This window comes from Curtobacterium sp. VKM Ac-2861, assembly GCF_013204965.1.
Taxonomy (GTDB): Bacteria; Actinomycetota; Actinomycetes; order Actinomycetales; family Microbacteriaceae; genus Curtobacterium.
The window spans coordinates 40,174-61,257 of the sequence record NZ_JABMLA010000010.1 but is presented as its reverse complement, the minus strand read 5'-3'; the positions used below and the strand labels follow the sequence as shown (position 1 = coordinate 61,257).

The following is a 21,084-nucleotide window of genomic DNA, read 5'->3' as shown; positions in this document are numbered from 1 at the left end:
CAGGGTGGAGAACCAGCAATGTGCGGCTGGTGAGCGCTCCGGGTGATTCCCGGTCTGTGCAAGCTATTCGGCGCCCTGCCCGAAGTCGATTGGAATCCGTTCGGACGAGTTTCGCCGGCCGCTGTCTGTCCTACGCTCGGTCCATGCAGGGGATCACGATCCGACCGACGACCGAAGCTGACTGGGAAGCCGTCCGAGCGCTCCGCCTGGAGATGATCCAGGACACCCCGATGGCCTACGCGGAGCACCTGGCGGACGCCGAGCAGCACGACGAGACCGAATGGCGTGCGCGGGGTCGCCGCGGTCAGGACATCGGGGGGACCTCGCTCGTGGCGATCGACGCCGACGGCCGCTGGGTCGGTGCGATGGGGTCGTTCATCCCGGACGCCGCCACCGGACCATTGCTGGTCGGGGTGTACGTCGCACCGTCGCACCGCGGCCGTGCGGCCGGCGTGACCGATGCACTGCTCGACGCGATCGAGGCGTGGGCATCCGGCCACGGTGCCACGCTCCGTCTCCACGTGCACGAGCGCAACCTGCGGGCTCAGGCCTTTTACGCCCGACGCGGGTACAAGCCGACCGGGGCGAGCGAGCCGTACGTCCTCGCGCCCGACGAGCGGGAGCTCGAGATGATCCGTCGACTCGACGGGATCTCCGCATGACCGGCGGTGGGGTGCGGTGGCTGCTGCTCGACGTCGGTGGCGTGCTCGAGATGGTCGACGACGCGGCATGGCCCGGGCAGTTCCGCACGCGGTGGGCGGCTGCGTTCGGCATGACGGACGAGGAGTTCTCCTCGCGGTTGTCGGACGCCGACCTGCCCGATGCCGCGCGACGGACCGGGGTCGACGACGAGTACTGGGGGAAGATCGGCGCCGCTCTCGGCGCCTCGGCCGAGGTGCTCGCGTCGATGCGAGCCGACTTCTGGGACGCGTACTGCGGCTCCTTGAACGAGCCGCTCTTCGACTTCGTCGCCGGTCTGCGCGGGACGGTCGGGCTCGCGATCCTGTCCAATTCCGGTGACGGCGCCCGTCAGGAAGAGGAGCGACGATTCGGGTTCGCGGCCGTGTTCGACCCGATCTGCTACAGCCACGAGATCGGGGTCACGAAGCCGGAGCCAGAGGCCTTCCGGATCACGCTCGATCGGCTCGCTGCCGCGCCCGCGGATGTCCTCTTCGTCGACGACGTACCGGAGAACATCGAGGCTGCGCGGGCGGTCGGGATCCGGGCGCACCTGCACGTCGAGACCGCAGACACGATCGCAGCAATCCGCGCGGCGATGCCGGAGGATCGGGAGCAGTGACGGAGCCGGTGCGCGGCATGGTCTTCTTCGACGTCGACGGGACGCTCGTGTCGACCGGTTCGAGCAGCAGTCATCTCGCGGAACGATTCGGGCACCAGGACGCGCTGGACGAGGCTGAGCGTCGGTACGCCGACGGCTCGCTCACGAATCGACAGGTGAGCGAGATCGATGCCGCGGGCTGGCGCGGCGCATCGACGACGACCGTGGACCGCTGGCTCGACGACCTACCGGTGCTCCCCGGTGTGGAGCTCGTGGTGGCGTGGTGCCGCACGCACCAGGTCGTCCCCGTGCTGGCGTCGCTCGCGTGGCAGCCGGTCACTCGGTCGCTCGCGCGGCGGTTCGGGTTCGTCGCGCACGGCGGACCGCGGGTCGGGGTCACGGGTGGCACCTACGACGGGGCGGTGGCGGAGCACTTCGACGAGTTCGACAAGCGAGACCGTGCGCTCCGGTACGCGCTGGCCCGTGGCGTGCCGATCGAGCGGTGCTGTGCGATCGGGGACAGTCGGTCGGACATCCCAGTCTTCTAGGTGGTCCCCGCGGCGCTGGCTCTCAACGCGACCGGAGCGGCCAGGGCGGCAGCATCGACCGCGATCGACACGGCGGACCTGTCGGACGTCGTGCCGTGGCTCGAGACGTGGCTGAACAGTCTGGACTGACCCGGCTCAGCGAGTGGATGCCCCGGCCTCCGTCGTGAGCGACTCCACCCAGCCCTGCGCCGCGCGGAGCAGGTCGTCACGTGACGCGCCTTCGAACGCGCTGAGGCGCAGGAAGTGCTGCGTGATCGTGATGCCGAGGATGCCGCTCACGGTCATCAACGCCCGCAGCCGGGCGTCGTCGCCGTCGAGAGAGCGCGCCAGGTTCTCGACCCGCTCGTCGAGGTAGCCGCGCATGGTGTCCGCCGCCTCGGGCACCGTCAGCATCGACCGGACGAGCGCCGCCGTCTCGGCGGGGAGCGCGTCGAACCGGATGCCCAGGACGTCGAGGAGGTGGTCGGCCGCCGCGCGCTCGCTCCCAGCGTCCGACGTGGCCGGCAGCTGCACGGCGGTCGCGAACAGCGCTGCCTTCGACCCGAAGTGCTGCATGACGAGCGACGGATCGATGCCCGCTGCTGAGGCGATGCTCCGGATCGTCGTGCCCTCGTACCCGTTCGCACCGAACTGCCGCCGAGCGGCTGCGCGGATGCGCTCGGCGGTCTGTGCGCGTTTCGCGTCGCGTGAGGTCTCGGCCATGCGTCCGACTCTACGGCGTTGAGCGAGGTGTACGGTTCACTCAACGCCGATGAGTGAATGCACCGGCGCGAGACCAGACGGAGGAACCCCGATGACCCTGATCGCGATCGAAGAGCACTGGAACCACCCGGCCCTGACGGACGCCGTCAACGCCCTGCCCGACGACCGCCGCGACCCGAGCACGGCGCTGGACGAACTCGGCGACAACGGCGAGCTGCTCCGTGACCTCGGTGACGCCCGGCTCGCAGCGATGGACGAGCAGGGGATCGACGTCCAGGTGCTGTCCCTCGCGCCGCCCGGAGCGCAGCCGCTCGATGCCGCGGACGCGATCCCGCTGAGTCAGCAGGCGAACGACATCGCGATCGCCGCGGTCGCGGACCACCCGGACCGGTTCCGCGCGTTCGCGACCCTGCCGATGGCCGACCCGGACGCTGCCGTCGCCGAACTGGAGCGCACTGCCGGCCTTGGTTGCGTGGGGGTGATGGTCTACGGGCGGACGGGCGAGGTGCCGCTCGACGACCGCCGGTACGACGACCTCTTCGCCGTCGCGGCGTCGCTCGGGCAGCCGGTCTTCATTCACCCGCAGATCCCGTCGAAGCGCCTGCGCGAGGCGGCGTACGAGGGGTTCGACCCGATGGTCGAGCTCGGCTTGGCGACCTTCGGGTGGGGGTGGCACCTCGAGGCGGCACGTGCGGCACTGCGCCTGATCGTCGGCGGCACCTTCGACCGGCACCCGGACCTGCAGGTCGTGCTCGGCCACTGGGGCGAGCTGCTGCTGTTCTGGATCGACCGTGCGGACAGCCTGTCGCGGGTCGCCGGACTCGAGCGGACGGTGTCCGACACCGTCCGCTCGAACCTCCACATCACCAGCTCGGGGATGCTCAGCCCCACGCTGCTCCGGCACACGCTGGACGTCACGACGCCCGATCGGCTGCTGTTCTCCACCGACCACCCGTTCCAGCGACCCTCCGCCGCCGAGATCGACACGTTCCTGCAGGAGTTCCCCTCGGACGCGGCCCGCGAGGCGTTCACGTCGGAGAACGCACGTCGGCTGTTCGGGATCGGCGACCAGACGGATGCGGCATGATCGGTCCGTGCCCAACCCGAACGTGACCGCCGCGTACCGCGCTGCCCGTGACCAGTTGCTCTCCGCAGAGTCCGCCGATGCCGCCCGCTCCGCCTTCCGGTGGCCGGACCTCGGCGACACCTTCAACTGGGCGGACGACTGGTTCGACGTCATCGCTGCTGGCAACGACCGCATCGCGCTCTGGATCGTCGGCGCGGCTGGCTTGGAACAGCGGCTGAGCTACGCGGAGATGGCCGACCGGTCCGACCGTTTGGCCGTTCGCCTGCACGAGCACGGCGTCCGGAAGGGCGACCACGTGCTCGTCATGCTCGGCAACCAGCTCGAGCTGTGGGAGACGATGCTCGCGGTGATCAAGCTCGGGGCGGTGATCCTGCCGACGTCGACGATGCTCGACACCGCCGACCTGCAGGACCGCGTCGACCGCGGAGGCGTGGCGCACGTCGTCACGAACCGCAGCGAGACCGCGAAGTACGACGACGTCCGCGGGGACTTCTCGCGTGTGGTCATCGGCGGCACGGCGGACGGCTGGACGGACTACCCGTCGGACCTCGGAGAACCAGCGCCCGCGGGGGAGTCGCGACCGATCGTGGTCACCAAGACCTCCGATCCCTGCCTCGTCTACTTCACGTCGGGCACGACCTCGAAGCCGAAGATGGTCGTGCACACCCAGACGTCGTACCCGGTCGGGCACCTCAGCACGATGCACTGGCTCGGTCTGCGGCCCGGAGACGTGCACCTGGCGATCAGCTCGCCGGGCTGGGGCAAGCACGCCTGGAGCTGCTTCTTCGCGCCGTGGATCGCCGAGGCGACCGTCTTCGTCCACGACACCCCGCGGTTCGACCCGGCCGCGCTCCTCGCCCAGCTGGACGCCGCCGAGGTGAGCACGTTCTGCGCACCGCCCACCGCCTGGCGGATGATGCTGCAGTCCGACCTCGGAGCGCGCCCTCGGGCACTGCGCGAGGTCGTGTCGGCCGGAGAACCACTGAACCCCGAGGTCATCGACCGGATCGAACGCGCGTGGGGTCTGACCATCCGCGACGGCTACGGGCAGACCGAGACCACCGCGATCATCGGCAACGCCCCCGGCAGCACCGTCACCCCGGGGGCGATGGGCCGTGCGTTGCCCGGGGTCACCGTGACGCTGCTGGACCCGGTCACCGGGCAGCCCGGCGACGAGGGCGAGGTCTGCCTCGATCTCGACGAGCGACCGGTCAACCTGATGGCCGAGTACCTCGGCGACCCCGACCGGACCGCGGCATCGATGCGCGACGGCTTCTTCCACACCGGCGACATCGCGGTCCGGGACGCCGAGGGGGAGCTGACCTTCATCGGCCGGACCGACGACGTGTTCAAGTCGTCCGACTACAAGGTGTCACCGTTCGAGGTCGAGAGCGCACTGCTGCAGCACCCCGCCGTCGCCGAGAGCGCCGTGGTGCCCGCTCCCGATGACGCTCGGCTCAACGTCGTGAAGGCGTACGTGACGCTCGCCGCCGGGTTCGAGGCGACGGCGGACACCGCCGAACAGGTGCTCGCCTACGCGCGGACCGCGCTCCCGGCGTACGCACGCGTGCGGCGGGTCGAGTTCGCGGAGCTGCCGAAGACCATCTCAGGCAAGATCCGACGCGTGGAGCTGCGGGAGCGCGAGGAGCGCGCGGCCGCAAGTGGCACGCCGATCGACGGTGAGTGGCGCGACGAGCAGTTCCCGGGACTGCGCGCGTCTCGTCCGCTTCCGCCCGCCGTCGGCTGATCGCATGGTGGTCGTCCTGCGCCCGTGGTCGGTCGACGACGCACCCGCGCTGCTCCTCGCCCGGCGGACGACGCCGGACCTCGACTCGCAGTTCCCCGACGCCGATCTGCGCGACGAAGCGCAGACGCGCGAGCACATCAGCCGGTTCCTCGGGTTCGACGATCGCGCGAAGAACTGGGCGGTCGTGGACGACGGTGTCGCGGTCGGGAACGTCGGGCTCACCGCGATCGAGTTCCGGCACGGGACCGGCTGGGCGTCCTACTGGCTGGCGCGTGGTGGACGCGGACGCGGACTCGCGACGACTGCGCTGGCGAGTGTCTCGTCCTGGGCGTTCGGCGTCGGGCTGTTCCGCCTGGAGCTCGGGCACCGGGTGAACAACCCCGCGTCCTGTCGGGTCGCCACCGCTGCCGGGTTCGCCGTGGAGGGCATCGAGCGACAGAAGCTGCGGTACGGCGTCGAACGCTTCGACGTGGAGACCCACGCTCGGCTCGCGACCGACCCGGCCCCGGTTCTGCCGGCGCTGCTCCAGGTCTCCGACTAGAGCCGCGCGGGGAACGCCGATCGCCGGCCGACCAGCGTGAGCAGCGCCGCGATCGCCCCGAACACGATCATCACCACGGCCAGGACCAGTCCGTCGAACACGGTCAACAGGGCGGCTCCGAAGATCCCGGCGACGAAGATCGCGATGTTGAACGCGACGGGCAGGAAGGCGCTGGCGACGTCGGCGTTCTCCCCACCTGCCGTGGTGAGCGCCGCCTGCAGTTGCGTCGAGGCACCTCCGAAGCTGACACCCCACAGGACGGCGGCGACGAGGACGGCGACCGGCGATGCGTGGCCGACGAGCAGCACGACGCCGGTGACGACGAACAGTCCGACGCTCAGGTGCAGCAGCGGCCGGGGATGTCGATCGAGGAGGGCGCCCGTGACGACGACGCCGAGGATCGCCGCGATGCCGTAGACGAGGAGGACGAGTCCGGCGCCGAGGTCGGTGCCGGTCACCCGCAGGTACGGCGAGATGTAGGTGTAGATCGTGTTGTGCGCGACCATCCACGCGGCGATGACAGCGAGGATGATCGCGATCCCACGGATGCGGAACACCTTGACCACGGACAGCTTCGCGGTGCACGTCTGGCCGGGTGCGTCCGGCACGAACACGGCGATCAACGCGAGGATGACGACCCCGACGAGGCTGAGGCCGATGAACGACCAGCGCCAGTCCAGGGCGGTGCCGATGAACGACCCGAGCGGCGTGCCGAGCGCGAAGCCGACGGGCGCGCCCGTGGAGACGATGGCGAGGGACACGCCTGCGAACCGCGCGGGACTGATGCGCCGCGCGTAGGTGGCGAACATGCCCCAGATGATCCCGGACACCGCGCCGGCGACGAACCGCGTGGCGAGCGCGATGGTCACGTTCGGGGCGAACGCGGTGAGGGTGTTCGCGACGATCAGCACGGCGATGGCCGTCGTGAGCAACGGCTTGCGGCGTAGGCCCCGCGTGAGTGCGATCGCCGGCACCGTGGCGATGACGGTGCCGATCGCGTAGGCGCTGACGAACAGTCCGACCGTGCCCTCGGACGTCCCCATGCCGTCCGCGATGACCGGCAGGAGCCCCGCGGGCATGGTCTCCATGGCGACGAGCACGAACCCGATCGCCGCGAGCAGTGCGAGCGGGAACCACGGAAGTCGGTCGTCGGCAGCGGGTGCGGCCGTCGGGTGGTTCGACGGGGTCGTGGTCACGAGGGGGTCCATGTCCCTGACGCTAGGGCGGCTCGAGCGTCGGAAGGGAGGTTCTGCTCGACCCCGTTTCGGCAGAGCCTCACTCTCTGCACGAAAGTGGTCTTCGCTGGGCACATGACCGAACCCCAGACCTTCTTCATCACCGGGACCAGCCGCGGCATGGGCACCGAGTTCGCGCGCGCAGCCCTGGACGCCGGACACCACGTCGTCGCGACCGGGCGGGATCCGGAACGCGTCGTCGCAGCGGTGGGCACGCACGATGAGCTGCTCGCCGTCGCGCTGGACGTCACGGACGAGCGCACCGTCCGGAGCGCGGTCGACGCCGCGATCGAACGGTTCGGCCGCATCGACGTGCTCGTGAACAACGCCGGCAGCTTCCAGGGCGGGTTCTTCGAAGAGGTCTCCCCGGAGCAGTTCCGCGCGCAGATGGAGACGAACTTCTTCGGTGCGATGAACGTCACCCGCGCGGTGCTCCCCGTCATGCGGGCACAGGGCTCCGGTCGGGTCATCAGCATCAGCTCGACCGCGGGCATCGTCGCCGGTGCCGGTGGGAGCGCGTACGCCGCGTCGAAGTTCGCGCTCGAGGGGTGGATGGAGGCGTTGTACGACGAGGTCCTGCCGTTCGGCATCCACACCACGGTCGTCGAGCCCGGCTTCTTCCGGACCGACCTGCTCGCCGAGGGCAGCTCCACGTTCTGGGGCGACGTCCACCTCGACGACTACCGGTCCTCGTCGGACCAGACCAAGGAGTTCTTCCGCGGCATGGAGGGCAAGCAGAGTGGCGATCCGGCGAAGCTCGCCCGGACGCTCCTCGCCCTGACCGAGATGTCCGCACCACCGGTGCGCCTCGTCGCCGGTGCGGACAGCGTCGAGGGGGTCGTGCGGAAGGCGCAGCAGCTCATCGAGCAGGCGCGGGCGTTCCCGGAACTGACCACGTCGCTCGACCTGGACGACCAGTCGAGCTGAGGCGGCCGACCGGGTAGCACCCGGGACACAGCGCGCCCGTCCGGCTCCGGCGTGCAGCACGCGGCAGGGAGACTGGGTCGGTGCGCTCTCGTCTCGTCATCGGACTCCTCGTCGCCCTGGCCTGCACCGTGCCGCTCACGGCGTGCTCGGCCGCCGAAGGACTGGCACGTGACGCGCTGCGGTCCGGTGGATCGAGCGGCTCCGAGACAGCGGTGTGTCCGACCGACGAAGCGCCGGCGCCGGCGCCGGCGCCGGAGGCAGCGAACCCGAACCCGACACCGACACCGGACCGGACCCCGGCGCCGACGCTCGACCCCGCCGTCGCGAGCCAGGTCCGCACCGCCCTCCGACAGGTCCGTGCGCTCCCGGCCGTCGCCGAGGCGACGCAGACGACCACGAACACCCCCAGTTCCGCCCCGGACCCGAGCTGCTCGACCCGGTGGGTCACGTCGAACCACTTCGCGTCGCGGTTCACGGTCACGATGGACCCCGACGCGACCCCGGCCGAGGCCGGAGCCGTCCCGACGACGATGGCCACCGAACTGGCGTGGACCGGCGTCTCCCTGACGCTGACCGTGTCGGCGGACGAGGGGCACATCGCCAGCACTGTCCACTACGAGGGCGCGTTCGACCAGCAGATCCCGACGTCGACGTCCACTGCGGTGGCGCAGGGACTCGCGACCCTCGCCGCGACCCCGCACGTGACCGGGCTCGAGGCCTCGATCCCGTACACGATGCGCGTCGACTACGGTTCGCTCGTCATCGGCGTGGACTCGGAGGACCAGGGCGTCCTCGACCGCGTCCGCGCCGTGATCGACACGACGGCCTTCGCGGACACGACCCTGCACGGTTCGTTCGGCAACGGCGCGAAACCGTGACCCGCGGCGGCGGAGCGCGCCGGTAGCGTCGAACGGTGATCTCCACACCTCGCCCCGGTGTCCGCCCGTCCGTTTCCGACGACGGGCCACAGCGTCAGCTCACCGACCGCGCGACCCCGGAGCGGTGGGGACGACTCGTCGCGGACGCCCTGGCACTGCCGGACGTGGTCGAGGGCCACAGTCAGGTCTCGCCGGCGTCGTCGCGCGCACTGTTCCTCCGCGACCGTGCCGACCACGTCGTGCCGTGGACGTCGCTCGCTCCCGATGGGCGCCTCGAACCCGTGCACCTGCACGGTGTCGACGACACTTCGGTGCACCTGTGCGTGCCGGCGGCTCGCGGCATCGAGCTCACCGCTCTCGGGTGGGCGACCCCGCACCAGTACGAGGACCACGGCACCGAGTTCCTCGTCTACGGGCCGCGCGACGACCACGAGGTGGACGTCGTGCTCTCGATCATCGCGGAGAGCCTCGCCTTCGCCCGCGATCCCGGCGACGAACAGCCCGGACACGGCCGGGCCTGAAGCCCGCCGCCCGCCATACTGAACCGATGACCCGCGCGCTGCTCCTCGTCGACATCCAGCTGGACTACTTCCCGGGCGGGGCCTTCCCCCTCGTCGAACCCGAGGCCGCTGCCACCGCAGCCCGCACCGTGCTCGACTCCTTCCGCGCTGCCGGCGACCTCGTGGTGCACGTCTTCCACGTGTCCACCGACCCGGACGCCACGTTCTTCGTGCCGGGCACGCCGGGCCTCGACTTCCACCCGTCGGTCGCGCCCGTCGACGGCGAGCCGGTCCTCGAGAAGCACGAGCCGAACAGCTTCATCGGCACCGGACTGCAGGAACTGCTGACCGACGCCGGAGTCGACGAGGTCACGATCGTCGGGATGATGAGCAGCATGTGCATCGACTCGACGACCCGGGCCGCGCACGAACTCGGCTTCACCGCGACCGTCGTCGCCGACGCGTGCGCCGCGCCGGACCTGACCTCCGGGGGCGTCACCGTCCCGGGTGCGAGCGTCCACGCCGCCTTCATGGCGGCGCTCGACGGCAGCTTCGCGACCGTCACGACGAGCGACGCGCTCAGTCGCTGACGTCCGCAGGGCGCGTTCGGGGCCCTGAGACCAGGGCGAAGCGGACGGGAGGCCCGTGGTGGCCCCGCCCCGCGCCTCCCGTCCGCCAGCCGGCTCAGTTGATGATCTCGCCGCGCTCGTCCGCGCGCAGTGCGGCCAGGCGCTCGTGCCAGAGGCGCAGCGCGTCGGGCGTGAGTCGGGGCCAGTCGGTGACCTCGCGGACGATCCGCACCGGTTCGTTGCTGCGGTAGGACCGGGTCGGGTTGCCGGGGAACTTCTTGTCGGTGACGTTGGGGTCGTCCTCGTACGGACCGGTCGGCGCGACCTCGTAGACCCGCGGCTCGGCGTCACCGGCGGCGAGCTCGGCTGCGAGCCCGGCGCCGTCGGAGACCGCCGTGAAGTAGACGTGGTTCATGACCACCTCGGGGCGGTAGTTCGACCGGAAGCCCGCGGTGAGCAGGTCGCCCGGCACGAGGTCGGCCTTGGTGCCGTGGAAGAACGGTCCGTCGTCCTGTGCCTGCTTCACGGCGACAGGCTACGCCGAGCGGGTCCACCCCTGGCACCTGACACATCCCCCTTCCGACGGACGCGCCGCCGGACACCGCTGCAATAGCGTGGCCGCCGTGATCGAAGTCAGCCACCTCACCAAACAGTACGGTCCGAAGACCGCCGTGGACGACGTCTCGTTCGTCGTCCGACCCGGCAGTGTGACCGGCTTCCTGGGGCCGAACGGCGCCGGGAAGTCCACCACGATGCGCATGATCATGGGCCTCGACCGGCCCACCGCGGGGAGCGCGACGGTGAACGGCCAGCCGTACACGACGTTCCGCGACCCGCTCCGACAGGTCGGCGCCCTGCTCGAGGCGAAGGCGGTCCACTCGGGCCGCAGCGCCTACAACCACCTGCTCTCGCTCGCGGCGACCCACGGCATCCCGAAGGCCCGCGTGCACGAGGTCATCGACATGACCGGCCTCGAGTCGGTCGCGAAGAAGCGCGTCGGCGGGTTCTCGCTCGGCATGGGGCAGCGCCTGGGAATCGCTGCCGCACTGCTCGGCGACCCGAAGACCCTGATCCTCGACGAGCCCGTCAACGGTCTCGACCCCGACGGGGTGCTGTGGGTCAGGCAGCTCGCCCGACGCATGGCCGCCGACGGTCGCACCGTGTTCCTGTCCAGCCACCTGATGAGCGAGATGGCGCAGACCGCCGACCGCGTGGTCGTGCTCGGCCGCGGCAAGGTCCTGGCCGACGCCCCGATCGCCGAGTTCGTCGCCGGTGGGGGAGTCGCACCGGGCGCCGCTGGCGGTGGCAGCCGGGTCATCGTCCGGACGCCGTCGCCCGACCAGCTGTTCCAGGCCATCGGCCCGAACGCGACGGTCACCCCGCGCGAAGACGGCACCTTCCTGGTCGTCGGTCCCGACGCACCGACGGTCGGCAACATCGCCGCCCAGGCCGGCGTCGCACTGCACGAACTCACCCCGACCGGCGCGAGCCTGGAGGAGGCCTACATGGCCCTCACCCGCGACGACGTCGAGTACCGATCGGAGGGCACCCGATGAGCGCCACCACCCCGCCCGTCACCCGGACAAACTCGGCTTCCGTGCCGGACTCGGTCCGCCTGTCGTTCCCGCACCTGGTCCGCAGCGAGTGGATCAAGCTCCGCAGCATCCGGTCGACGATCTGGTGCTTCGCGATCCTGGCCGTGTTGACGATCGGCATGGCCGGGCTGCTCGGCGCCTTCGTCGACCTGCCCGCGAACTCCCCGCAGGACGTCGCGAACGGCAGCTTCGTGAGCATCAACACCACGGGCGTCTCGCTCAGTGCGCTCGTCGTCGGTGTGCTCGGCGTGCTCATCATCACCGGCGAGTACGGCACCGGTCAGGTCCGCTCGACCTTCACCGCTGACCCCCGTCGCACGGGCGTGATCCTCGCGAAGGCGACCGTCCTCGCGCTGACGACCTTCGTCGTGAGCGTGGTGTCGACCTGGATCGGCGTGGTGCTGTCGGCGCTGCTCCTGGCCTCCGACGGCACGAGCCCGCAGATCGGCGACCCGTCGGTGTTCATGCCGATCCTCGGCTCGTCGGTGTACGTGACGCTCCTCGCGCTGCTCGCCTACGGCATCGGGCTGTTCGTCCGGTCCAGCGCCGGTGGCATCGCGATCACGCTCGGCATCCTGCTCGTGTTGCCGGTGATCCTGTCGCTCGTGTCCGGGCTGCTGAACGCCGAGTGGATCGGTGACGTGTTCAAGTTCCTGCCCGACCAGGCCGGCAGCCAGCTGTTCGCGTACCCGTACACCGGTGCGGACGCGGGACCGACGAGCGGCGTGGTCCTGAACGGCTGGGGCGGCTTCGGTGTCCTGGCGGCCGAGGTGGTGGTCGTGGGTGCACTCGCGCTGACGGTCGCACGTCGACGCGACGTCTGACCCGACGCACTTCGCACGCGTTCTGCGACGTCCCACCTGTCGATCGACGGGTGGGACGTCGCTCGTTGCACACGCATCGACTGACCCAGGCGTCGCTAGGCTCGCACCGTGCGACACCTCCCCGCCCTGGTCCTGCCGGCGCTCGCCGTCGTGGCCCTGCTCGCCGGCTGCACCTCGGCGCCGCCCGTCGACGAGCAAGCGCTCGCCAAGTGGAAGACGCAGCAGGAGGCGAGCACCGAGACCGAGGACGCGGTCCTCGGCGTGCTGAGCGCCGACACGACCCCCGGTGACGAGGACCCGGCGCACCTCGAGCCCGGCGTCCGCGTGCAGTTCCCGGACTCGCGGACGATCGACCACCTCGAGTTCTCCTGCTACGGCAACGGGCACATGCGTGGCATCGTGCGGACGGTGCTGCCGGGCGGATCGCAGAGCATCGAACTCGATCCGATGGACTGCCGCGACAGCCCGCACCAGATCGAACTGTCATCGAGCAAGGCCGTCGACAGCGTCGCGTTCAACGACTTCGACAGCGACCGGCCGAGCGCCTGGCGACTCGTCATCTTCGGTCCGGGCCCCTCGGGGGAGTGACTACCGCAGCACCTGGTAGCGGTGCAGCGTGACCCCGTTGTGGTACTCCCGCTGCTCGAGCAGGTCCAGCAGCACCGGCGGTCGCACGCCCGTCGCCGGCGGGTCGAACAGCGGCCGACCGGCGCCGAGCACCGCGGGGTGCGTGTAGAGCAACAGCTCGTCGAGCAGCCCCGCGTCGAGCAACTGCGTCGCGAGGTTCGGGCCGCCGACGCCGATGTCGCCCTCGGACTCCTCGCGCAGGACGGCGAGCTGCGCGATGGCGTCGTCGCCCCCGATGATCCGGGTGTTGTGGTCGGCGCTGGTCCGGGTGCGCGAGACCAGGACCTTCGGCTGGTCGGTCCAGACCTCGCCGTACTCGCGCATGAACGCCGGCATCGACTCGTCGGCGCGGGCGTCCGGCCAGAACGGGTCCATCATGTCGCGGACGACCCGCCCCTCGACGGACAAGGTCATCGCGGCGGCGCGGGCGTTGAACTCACGGTGCAGCGGCTCGTCGATCCGCATCCACTCGGGTCCCTCGACGTCGCCGAGTTCACCCTCGTCGCGCTCGACGAAGCCGTCGATCGACACGTTCATCCAGTACACGAACCTCGCGGGCATCGCTGACTCCTTCGTCGACCGGAACGTTGCGGCCGAGCGTACGCTCGCCCGTCAGCACCTCGGCAATGAGATCCCTCCCTTCCGTACATCCGCGCATCATGATCCTCAGTGGCGAGGAACGACGATGGAGCTCGACCCGAACGACTACCGCAGGGCATTGCAAAGCGCGTCGGAGCACGCACTGGACTGGATCTCGAGTCTCCCGGAGCGCCCGGTCCGGCCGGAGCTCGACGTCGGCGGGCTGCTCGCGTCGATCGACCGTCCCCTCCCCGAGAACGGCTCCGACGCAGCTGCCGTGGTCGACGAACTGGCCGCGCTCGCTGCTCCAGGACTCATGGCGATGCCGTCGGGACGGTTCTTCGGCTGGGTCATCGGCGGAACCCTGCCAGCGGCCATGGGCGCCGACTGGCTGGTGAGCGCATGGGACCAGAACGCGGCCATGCGGTACCCGACCCCGGCAACCGCCGCCCTGGAGCAGGTCGCCGGAAGCTGGTTGCTGGACGTGCTGGGGTTGCCGTCGGAGTCGGACGTCGGGTTCACGACCGGCGCGACCATGGCGAACTGGACCGGTCTCGCCGCTGCCAGGGCCTGGGTGCTGGACCGAGCCGATTGGGACGTCAACGCCGACGGGCTCGCGGGAGCGCCACGTGTCACCGTCCTCGTCGGCGCTGAACGGCACACCTCACTCGACCTCGCGCTCCGCTACCTCGGGCTCGGCACCCCGACGATCGTCGACGCGGACGATCAGGGACGGATCCTCGTGGAGGATCTGCGCGCGCACCTGCACGAGGTCGACGGGCCCGTGATCGTCTGCCTCCAGGCCGGAAACCTGCACTCCGGCGCGTTCGACCCGATGCGGTCCGCCATCCGGGTCGCACACGAGCACGGGGCCTGGGTGCACGTGGACGGCGCGTTCGGACTGTGGGCTGCTGCGAGTCCGACCCTCCGCGAGGCGCTCGACGGCATCGAAACGGCCGACTCGTGGGCGACCGACGCGCACAAGACGCTCAACGTCCCGTACGACTGCGGCGTGGCGATCGTGTCTCGTCCTTCTGTCACCCGGGCGGCGCTCGGTACCCAGACGGCGTACCTGATCCGCGATTCCGCCGACGTCTCCGAACCGTTCGACCTGGTGCCCGAGATGTCGCGGCGCGCACGTGGTGTCCCGGTCTGGGCGGCGCTGCGGCAACTCGGCCGGAACGGCGTCGCGGAGCTCGTCGACCGACTCGTCGAGAACGCGCGGGCGCTTGCGGACGGCCTCCGGGAGATCTCCGACGTGCACATCGTGAACGACGTCGCATTCACCCAGGTCTGCGTGACGTTCGGCTCGGACGAGCAGACCCGGGCCGTCACCGCTCGCCTGATCGACGAGGGTGCGGTGTGGATGTCCGGCTCACGATGGCGTGGCGAGGAAGTCCTCCGCATCTCCGTCAGCAACTGGTCGACGGACGCGGCCGATGTCCGGTTCTCGATCGAGGCCGTCCGACGCGCCATCGCAGGGTGATCGACCACCTTCCGGCCCGGTCCGCTGCCCGCGAGCGTACGCTCGCGCACGCAGCCCTTCCTCGACGATGAGAGCAGGACCCCGTGCGCCGAACAGTCGCAACCATCCTCGCCGTCGCGACGCTCACGGCGGTCGCGGCCACGGGCCTCCCGGTCGGCCCCGCCGCAGCGTCCACGCCCGTGGCGGACCGGACCACCGGACACAGCGGCTCGGGACACGCAGCGGCGGCGCCGACCCACCGGAACCCGGTCGCGCTCAGCCTGCCCGACGGCGAGACGGCGGCGAGCTGCGCCGACCCGACCGCGATCCGCGGCGTCGGGCGCGACCGCAACTGGTACCTGTACTGCACGACCGACGCGTTGACGGCGACGGAGCAGAACGCCGACGGGTCGCTCGTGCAGCACGGTGTGCCGACCTACCGGTCGACGGACCTGACGCACTGGACGTACGTGAACGACGCATTCCCGACGCGACCGGCGTGGGTGGGGTCCGCCAACGGGATCTGGGCGCCGGACGTCGTGTACCGCGCGGGCGACCGTGGTCGCCCGGGCACCTGGTACCTGTACTACGCCGCGTCCGACACGCCCTCGGCATCGGCATCGGCACCGACCGGTGGGGGATCCGCGGTCGGCGTCGCGACGAGCTCGAGTCCGACCGGTCCGTGGACGGACTCCGGCGGCCCGGTCGTGGCACCGCAGACCGCCGCGAACGGCACCGGGGCGCGCTGGGCGTTCGACCCCGAGGTCATCACCGACAAGGGCACCACGTACCTGTACTTCGGCAGCTACTTCGGCGGCGTCAACGTCCGCACGCTCAGCGCCGACGGACTCCGCTCCGACCCCGCGAGCGAACGGCAGATCGCGATCGACAACCGGTACGAGGGCGCCTACCTGATGCGCCACGACGGCTGGTGGTACTTCACGGGCTCCGCCACGAACTGCTGCAACGGCGCCCTGACCGGGTACGGCGTCTTCGTCGCCCGGTCGCGCAGCCCCCTCGGGCCCTTCACCGACCGGGACGGTGTCGCGATCACGAGCACCCGGGTCGGCGGGACACCCCTGCTCGCGCAGAACGGAAACCGCTGGGTCGGCACCGGGCACAACACGGTGGTCACCGACCTCGCCGGCCAGGACTGGATCATCTACCACGCGGTCGACCGCGGCGACCCGTACTACGCCGGGCAGCCGACGTACACGAAGCGGCCGGCGCTCATCGACCCGCTCGACTGGCGGAACGGCTGGCCCGTCGTGCGGGGCGGAGCGGGGCCGTCCGACACGGTGCAGCCGGGGCCGGTCGCACAGCCGGGGCAGCGTGCGACCTACCGGGCGACCACTGCACCGGTCGACGTTCCCGGACGGACCATCCGCGCGCTGTCGACGTCGTTCGACGGGACCACGCTCCCCACGGCGCTCCGCTGGACCCGCGAACCCGACCGCTCGACCTGGACCGTCGGCGGCGGCACGTTCCGCTGGCAGACACAGGACGCCGACATCCACCCGCCGGCGACGCCACTCGCCTCGGTCCTGTCCGAACCGGCGCCGCGGGGCGACTACGTGCTGCAGACCACCGTCGCGGTGGACACCCCCGCCACCGGCGACGGCGTGAACTACGTGCAGGGCGGACTGATCGTGTGGGGTGACGACGGCGACTACGTCCGGCTGACGTCGAACTCGATCTTCAACACCCGGCAGACGGAGTTCGGCAAGCAGGTGTCCGGGCAACCGGCCGGGGCGCCGAGCTACGGCAACATGGTCGTCGGACCGGTCGGGGACACCACCACGCTCCGGATCGTGCACCGGGTCGTCGGCGGGGATCACCGGTACACCGCCTACACGAGCGTCGACGGGCGGCACTTCGTCCGCGGTGGGACCTGGACGGCAGACCTCGGCAGCTCGCCGAGGGTCGGGCTCATCTCGCTCGGCGGTGCCGGGTTCACGAGCACGTTCGAGGACCTGCGGGTGTGCACGGTGGCGACGCACCGGCGGTGACGGACGCGTGGCCGCGTCGACGACGCGGGTGCGGCTCGCGTGGATGACCGGAGAAGGACGGGAGGCACGGTGCCAGCTGGCACCGTGCCTCCCGTCGTTCCGTCCTCGCCGCTCAGGCGACAGTCGTGTTCAGCGACAGTCCTGCTCAGCGCACCTGCGGCTCGTCGATCGCCCAGTACCAGTCGTTGTCGGCGTTGGTGAGCGCCCACTGGACGCGGACCTGCTTCGCACCCGACGGCACCGTGACGGGGACCGACGCGACCTGCGCGATCTGGTCGGTCGTGTACGACGCGACCTGCCGGAACGCGCCACCGTCGAAGGAGACGAGGACGGTGGCCTGCTGCGTGCCCTCCTGGCGGTAGTGGTTGCCGAACGACACGGTCGCGCTGGTCTTGCCCGCGACCGAGTACGGCTGCGAGGTGATGCGGCTCGAGAACGTGCCGGTGTGGGTCTTGTCGGCCCACTCGTCGGAGTCGGCGACGGCGAAGACACCGCGTTCGCGGACGTTGGCCTCGCGGGTCTGGTCGCGCTGCGACTGCGTCCAGAAGTCGTCGTCGGTCAGGGTCCAGCCGGCCCACTCGGTGACGCCGCCGGTGCCCATGCCGGTGTTGTCGACGCTCCAGCCGGTCGGCATGCTCTTCGTCCAGCCGAGCGTCGAGGCCGGGATCCCGGTCTCGTCGACGCGGGGCTTCAGCGCGCCGACCATCGTGTCGAACGGGTCGGTCGACGCGGTCGCGAGGGGGCGGCCGTCGAGCTCGGCGGGGCGGGCGACGCCGAAGGTCGCGAGGACGTCGGCGGCGATGTCGACGTTCTTCGGGCGGATCGCCGGGGTCTGCTTCGTGATGCCGGGGCCGGTCTTGATGATGAACGCCGAGCGCTCGGCCGGGGTGCTGCCGCCGTGGCCGCCGGCGTCGGTGTGCCCGTGGTCGGCGGTCACGATGAACGACCACTGCTCCGACGAGTACGTCGAGCGGGCCCGCACCGCCGCCTGCAGCCGCCCGACGTACCCGTCGACCTCGCTGATGGCGTCGAGGTACTGCTGCGACGCCGCACCGTACGAGTGGCCGGCGTGGTCGACGTCGTCGAAGTGCACGAACGAGGCGTTCGGGCCGGTCGACCGCAGCGTCGACACGGCGTTGGCGGCCGCGTCGGCGTCGCTCGTGGCGGCGTACCGCTTGTCCACCGTACCGATGAGCGGCGTGCCGACCGAACCGTCGACGATCGGGTTCCAGCTGGCATCGGCGTACGTGGTGAGGGCGCTGTTCGCACGTTCGAGCCGGGTCAGGAAGTCGGGGTACTCCGTGATGTCGCTCGTGGTGCCCCACGTGTTGCTGAGCACCTTGTGCTTGTCCGGCCAGACGCCGGTCAGGTTCGTCGCCCAGCCGGGGCCGGACAGTGTCTGCGCCATCGGGGCGGCGTACAGCCAGGTCTTCGAGGAGTACCCGGACGCGATCATCGCGTCGAGGTTGGGGGCGTCCGCCGCGGCGATGCGGTCGAACAACGCGCCGTCGATGCCGATGACGACGACGTGGTTGCTGCTGGCGGCGGCGGCTGCGGCCGGGGTCGCTGCGGTGGCGGCGGGTGCTGCGGCGATGCCGGTGGCGAGGCCGCTCGCCGCCAGTGCGATCGCGGTCGCGGCGATGGGGATGGTCCTGGGGATGCGCACGGTCGAGGCCCTTCTCGAGGTCGGTGGAGTGGCCAGCCCATCGGCGCGGCGTGGCCTGGGGCGTGCGAGCCGGGAGCGCGGGGACGAACGCGTGGTGAATCGCAGACGCACCTGTCCGGACAGGCTGGATCGTCGTTCGCCGCCCGTGCTACGGTCCTGTCGACAGCGCCTAGGGTTCCGGGACTCACGTCCGACTGGTCCGAGCGGCGCCACGGCCCGCCACCGAACGCGGAACGTCATCTGAACGGACAAAAGCCTGGAGGACCTCGCTCGTCGCGCCGCGCGTCGAGCAGAAGGTCCTGCCCGTGACTCCGTTCGCCGTCCTCCTCGTCCTCTCCGCCGCCGTCGCGCACGCTGCCTGGAACGTCATCGCCCACGGCGTGAGCCGGATCGGGCTGCCGTTCCTGTGGCTCGGCGCGGTGTCGAGCGTCGTCGTGTGGATCGGGGTGGTGCCGTTCACCGGTGGGCTCGGCACGGGGAGCCTGTCCGGCTTCCTGGTCGGCATCGTCGTGTCCGGGCTGCTGCACGTGGCGTACATGCTCGTGCTGCAGCGCGGGTACCGGGTCGGACAGCTGTCCACGGTGTACGCGACCGCACGGGGGACCGGCCCGACGATCAGCGTCGTCCTCGCGATCACCCTGCTCGGGGAGCGACCGTCGTGGTGGGCGCTGGCGGGCGGCCTGCTGGTGCTCGTCGGGGTCGTGGCCGTCGGACTCGCCGACCGGGGGACGGGGCCCACTGCTCGAGCCCTGCCACGCCGTCGGCTCGACCCCGGCATCGTCGCCGGGCTGCTCACCGGTGTGGCCATCGCTGCGTACACGATCTGGGACGCGCACCTGGTGCGCGGCGGCGTCGCACCGGTCGCCTTCATGGTGGGCTGCACGGCGGTCGAGATCGTGCTGTTCGGCGCAGCCCTCGGCCCGCGCCGGCGCGAGGTCCTGCCGGTCCTCCGTGCGCACTGGGGCCGGGTGCTGGCGTTCGGGGTGCTCTCGCCGCTGTCGTACATCCTGGTGCTCGTCGCGATCACGATCGCACCGGTCGCGCTCGTGGCCCCGATGCGCGAGGTCAGCGTGGTGCTCGTGAGCGTGTTCGGCGTCGTGGTGCTGCGCGAGGGGCGGGCCGGGACACGGATCGCGGCGTCGGTCGTCGTGCTCGCCGGGATCGCCCTGCTGGCGGTCTGAGGGCGGACCCTCCCGCGCCGGCAGGGGAGACCTGTCCGGACAGGTGCCTGTCGTGTTCACCTGCCGGTCACCCTCGGTGCACCGGTTGGGCACGGCGCGCAACCTGTCGGATGCCACAGTTGCGGCGTCCCGAGCGGACGGCGGACCCCGCCCCGCTGCGGACCCCCGCCCCGCCGCCCGAAAGGTCACCATGCCCATCACCGCCCTCAAGCCGCTGGCCGCCATGGCCGGCGCCCTCGTGCTCGCCGCGACGCTCAGCTCCTGCTCGGCGGGTTCCACGGCCGCCGCCGGCAGCGACGAGACGTCGACCGCGACGAAGTACGCCGCGGACGAGAACACGATCGTGTTCGGCGTCGTGCCCGACTCGGTGGACACCGAGACCAACTACCAGCCGCTGATGGACTACATCGCGAAGGAGTCCGGCAAGAAGGTCGAGTACCACGAGTCGACCGACTACGCCGCGCTCATCGAGGCGTCGGTCGCCGGCAAGATCGACGTCGCGTCGTTCTCCGGCTTCACCTACGTGACGGCGAAGAACAACGGCGCGAAGATCACGCCCGTCTCGTCGATCATCACGGCCGAGGGACAGAAGCCCGGCTACTACTCCGAGGCGATCGTGCCGAAGGGCAGTGACATCACCTCGCTCGAGGACTTCAAGGGCAAGAAGGTCTGCTTCGTCGACCCGTCCTCGACCTCCGGCTACCTGTTCCCGAGCTACAACCTGCTGAAGGCCGACATCGACCCCACCAAGGACGTCACCCCGGTCTTCGCCGGCAAGCACGACGTCAGCGTCCAGAAGGTCGCGGCCGGCACCGAGTGCGAGGCCGGCTTCGCCGAGGACAGTGAGGTCGAGAAGAACAAGGACGTCACGGTCATCGCGAAGACCATGGTGCCCGGCGCCCCGATCGTCGTCTCCGACACCCTGCCGCAGGCCGAGAAGGACACCCTGACGAAGGCGCTCGCCGACGTCACGATCGACGACATCATCGCCGCCGGCGTGACGAGTGCCGACAGCGACGGCTTCCGCAGCGTGTTCTACGGCACGAAGCCGGTCGACGACGGGTACTACGACCTGATCCGCGACATCTGCAAGACCACGAAGTCGACCACCTGCCAGGCCTGACC

General features: G+C 70.8%; 22 protein-coding genes. 17 read left to right on the top strand and 5 right to left on the bottom strand.

Annotated elements, in window-relative coordinates; translation table 11 throughout:
- The first annotated feature begins 143 nt into the window (after positions 1–143).
- The 3 genes from HQQ88_RS18900 to HQQ88_RS18890 are packed head-to-tail and all read left to right on the top strand — an operon-like array spanning position 144 to position 1,827.
- Positions 144–662 (top strand): GNAT family N-acetyltransferase, encoded by a 519-nt coding sequence (locus HQQ88_RS18900; protein ID WP_173171018.1) that lies wholly within the window; start codon positions 144–146, stop codon positions 660–662.
- Positions 659–1,300 (top strand): HAD-IA family hydrolase, encoded by a 642-nt coding sequence (locus HQQ88_RS18895; RefSeq protein ID WP_133938319.1) that lies wholly within the window; start codon positions 659–661, stop codon positions 1,298–1,300. The genes HQQ88_RS18900 and HQQ88_RS18895 overlap by 4 nt, the downstream gene beginning before the upstream one ends.
- Entirely contained in the window at positions 1,297–1,827 is a 531-nt protein-coding gene (locus HQQ88_RS18890) for a haloacid dehalogenase-like hydrolase (protein ID WP_216835136.1), read from the top strand. The genes HQQ88_RS18895 and HQQ88_RS18890 overlap by 4 nt, the downstream gene beginning before the upstream one ends.
- A gap of 135 nt (positions 1,828–1,962) precedes the next feature.
- Here the strand turns inward: HQQ88_RS18890 and HQQ88_RS18885 are convergent, their stop codons facing one another.
- Entirely contained in the window at positions 1,963–2,529 is a 567-nt protein-coding gene (locus HQQ88_RS18885; RefSeq protein WP_173171015.1) for a TetR/AcrR family transcriptional regulator, read from the bottom strand.
- A 91-nt stretch (positions 2,530–2,620) separates the two neighbouring features.
- Here HQQ88_RS18885 and HQQ88_RS18880 point away from each other — a divergent pair, with 91 nt between their 5' ends.
- From HQQ88_RS18880 to HQQ88_RS18870, 3 genes are read left to right on the top strand one after another with little or no spacing between them, the layout of a single operon-like run.
- Positions 2,621–3,616, top strand: coding sequence for an amidohydrolase family protein (locus HQQ88_RS18880; RefSeq protein ID WP_173171012.1), 996 nt, complete (start codon positions 2,621–2,623; stop codon positions 3,614–3,616).
- Positions 3,617–3,623: 7 nt separating this feature from the next.
- A complete protein-coding gene (locus tag HQQ88_RS18875) occupies positions 3,624–5,363 on the top strand; it encodes an AMP-binding protein (RefSeq protein WP_367917059.1) in 1,740 nt (579 codons plus the stop codon).
- Positions 5,364–5,367: 4 nt separating this feature from the next.
- Positions 5,368–5,904, top strand: a complete 537-nt coding sequence (locus HQQ88_RS18870) for a GNAT family N-acetyltransferase (protein WP_173171006.1) — start codon at positions 5,368–5,370, stop codon at positions 5,902–5,904.
- Here the strand turns inward: HQQ88_RS18870 and HQQ88_RS18865 are convergent.
- Complete coding sequence (locus tag HQQ88_RS18865) at positions 5,901–7,112, bottom strand: MFS transporter (protein WP_173171003.1); 1,212 nt, start codon at positions 7,110–7,112, stop codon at positions 5,901–5,903. The genes HQQ88_RS18870 and HQQ88_RS18865 overlap by 4 nt on opposite strands.
- A gap of 102 nt (positions 7,113–7,214) precedes the next feature.
- Here HQQ88_RS18865 and HQQ88_RS18860 point away from each other — a divergent pair, with 102 nt between their 5' ends.
- The 4 genes from HQQ88_RS18860 (at position 7,215) to HQQ88_RS18845 (ending at position 10,034) form a co-directional block, all read left to right on the top strand.
- The gene (locus tag HQQ88_RS18860; protein WP_173171000.1) at positions 7,215–8,066 is read left to right on the top strand and encodes an SDR family NAD(P)-dependent oxidoreductase; all 852 of its coding nucleotides are present in this window, start codon (positions 7,215–7,217) and stop codon (positions 8,064–8,066) included.
- An 80-nt stretch (positions 8,067–8,146) separates the two neighbouring features.
- The gene (locus HQQ88_RS18855) at positions 8,147–8,944 is read left to right on the top strand and encodes a hypothetical protein (RefSeq protein WP_367917058.1); all 798 of its coding nucleotides are present in this window, start codon (positions 8,147–8,149) and stop codon (positions 8,942–8,944) included.
- A gap of 35 nt (positions 8,945–8,979) precedes the next feature.
- The gene (locus HQQ88_RS18850; RefSeq protein ID WP_367917057.1) at positions 8,980–9,465 is read left to right on the top strand and encodes a hypothetical protein; all 486 of its coding nucleotides are present in this window, start codon (positions 8,980–8,982) and stop codon (positions 9,463–9,465) included.
- A gap of 26 nt (positions 9,466–9,491) precedes the next feature.
- Entirely contained in the window at positions 9,492–10,034 is a 543-nt protein-coding gene (locus HQQ88_RS18845; RefSeq protein WP_173170997.1) for a cysteine hydrolase family protein, read from the top strand.
- A 94-nt stretch (positions 10,035–10,128) separates the two neighbouring features.
- Here HQQ88_RS18845 and arr read toward each other — a convergent pair whose 3' ends face one another.
- The gene (gene arr / locus HQQ88_RS18840) at positions 10,129–10,539 is read right to left on the bottom strand and encodes an NAD(+)--rifampin ADP-ribosyltransferase (RefSeq protein WP_173170994.1); all 411 of its coding nucleotides are present in this window, start codon (positions 10,537–10,539) and stop codon (positions 10,129–10,131) included.
- Positions 10,540–10,636: 97 nt separating this feature from the next.
- Between arr and HQQ88_RS18835 the strand changes: the two genes are divergently transcribed.
- The 3 genes from HQQ88_RS18835 (at position 10,637) to HQQ88_RS18825 (ending at position 13,020) form a co-directional block, all read left to right on the top strand.
- Entirely contained in the window at positions 10,637–11,569 is a 933-nt protein-coding gene (locus HQQ88_RS18835; RefSeq protein ID WP_123294948.1) for an ABC transporter ATP-binding protein, read from the top strand.
- Entirely contained in the window at positions 11,566–12,432 is an 867-nt protein-coding gene (locus HQQ88_RS18830; RefSeq protein WP_173170991.1) for an ABC transporter permease, read from the top strand. Before HQQ88_RS18835 ends, HQQ88_RS18830 begins: the two co-directional genes overlap by 4 nt.
- Positions 12,433–12,540: 108 nt before the next feature.
- Positions 12,541–13,020: a hypothetical protein gene (locus tag HQQ88_RS18825; RefSeq protein WP_173170988.1), complete on the top strand. Its 480-nt coding sequence runs from the start codon at positions 12,541–12,543 to the stop codon at positions 13,018–13,020.
- Here the strand turns inward: HQQ88_RS18825 and HQQ88_RS18820 are convergent, their stop codons facing one another.
- On the bottom strand, positions 13,021–13,620 hold the full coding sequence (locus HQQ88_RS18820) for a dihydrofolate reductase family protein (RefSeq protein ID WP_173170985.1): 600 nt from the start codon (positions 13,618–13,620) through the stop codon (positions 13,021–13,023).
- A 124-nt stretch (positions 13,621–13,744) separates the two neighbouring features.
- Here HQQ88_RS18820 and HQQ88_RS18815 point away from each other — a divergent pair, with 124 nt between their 5' ends.
- Entirely contained in the window at positions 13,745–15,124 is a 1,380-nt protein-coding gene (locus HQQ88_RS18815) for an aminotransferase class V-fold PLP-dependent enzyme (protein WP_173170982.1), read from the top strand.
- An 83-nt stretch (positions 15,125–15,207) separates the two neighbouring features.
- Entirely contained in the window at positions 15,208–17,112 is a 1,905-nt protein-coding gene (locus HQQ88_RS18810) for a family 43 glycosylhydrolase (protein ID WP_173170979.1), read from the top strand.
- Between the two features lie 145 nt (positions 17,113–17,257).
- Here the strand turns inward: HQQ88_RS18810 and HQQ88_RS18805 are convergent, their stop codons facing one another.
- Positions 17,258–18,778 carry an alkaline phosphatase family protein gene (locus tag HQQ88_RS18805; RefSeq protein WP_216835134.1) on the bottom strand — a complete coding sequence of 507 codons (1,521 nt, stop codon included), beginning with the start codon at positions 18,776–18,778 and terminating at the stop codon, positions 17,258–17,260.
- 305 nt (positions 18,779–19,083) lie between these two features.
- Here HQQ88_RS18805 and HQQ88_RS18800 point away from each other — a divergent pair, with 305 nt between their 5' ends.
- Both HQQ88_RS18800 and HQQ88_RS18795 read left to right on the top strand, forming a co-directional pair.
- The gene (locus tag HQQ88_RS18800) at positions 19,084–19,959 is read left to right on the top strand and encodes an EamA family transporter (protein WP_131922707.1); all 876 of its coding nucleotides are present in this window, start codon (positions 19,084–19,086) and stop codon (positions 19,957–19,959) included.
- A gap of 190 nt (positions 19,960–20,149) precedes the next feature.
- Entirely contained in the window at positions 20,150–21,082 is a 933-nt protein-coding gene (locus tag HQQ88_RS18795; protein WP_173170962.1) for a phosphate/phosphite/phosphonate ABC transporter substrate-binding protein, read from the top strand.
- Positions 21,083–21,084: the final 2 nt, after the last annotated feature.

Coding starts and splice junctions, on each gene's coding strand:
- HQQ88_RS18820 (WP_173170985.1), bottom strand. CDS start 13,620: ATGCCCGCGAGGTTCGTGTACTGGATGAACGTGTCGATCGACGGCTTC.
- HQQ88_RS18880 (WP_173171012.1), top strand. CDS start 2,621: ATGACCCTGATCGCGATCGAAGAGCACTGGAACCACCCGGCCCTGACG.
- HQQ88_RS18795 (WP_173170962.1), top strand. CDS start 20,150: ATGCCCATCACCGCCCTCAAGCCGCTGGCCGCCATGGCCGGCGCCCTC.
- HQQ88_RS18885 (WP_173171015.1), bottom strand. CDS start 2,529: ATGGCCGAGACCTCACGCGACGCGAAACGCGCACAGACCGCCGAGCGC.
- HQQ88_RS18865 (WP_173171003.1), bottom strand. CDS start 7,112: ATGGACCCCCTCGTGACCACGACCCCGTCGAACCACCCGACGGCCGCA.
- HQQ88_RS18860 (WP_173171000.1), top strand. CDS start 7,215: ATGACCGAACCCCAGACCTTCTTCATCACCGGGACCAGCCGCGGCATG.
- HQQ88_RS18870 (WP_173171006.1), top strand. CDS start 5,368: ATGGTGGTCGTCCTGCGCCCGTGGTCGGTCGACGACGCACCCGCGCTG.
- HQQ88_RS18845 (WP_173170997.1), top strand. CDS start 9,492: ATGACCCGCGCGCTGCTCCTCGTCGACATCCAGCTGGACTACTTCCCG.
- HQQ88_RS18830 (WP_173170991.1), top strand. CDS start 11,566: ATGAGCGCCACCACCCCGCCCGTCACCCGGACAAACTCGGCTTCCGTG.
- HQQ88_RS18895 (WP_133938319.1), top strand. CDS start 659: ATGACCGGCGGTGGGGTGCGGTGGCTGCTGCTCGACGTCGGTGGCGTG.
- HQQ88_RS18900 (WP_173171018.1), top strand. CDS start 144: ATGCAGGGGATCACGATCCGACCGACGACCGAAGCTGACTGGGAAGCC.
- HQQ88_RS18815 (WP_173170982.1), top strand. CDS start 13,745: ATGGAGCTCGACCCGAACGACTACCGCAGGGCATTGCAAAGCGCGTCG.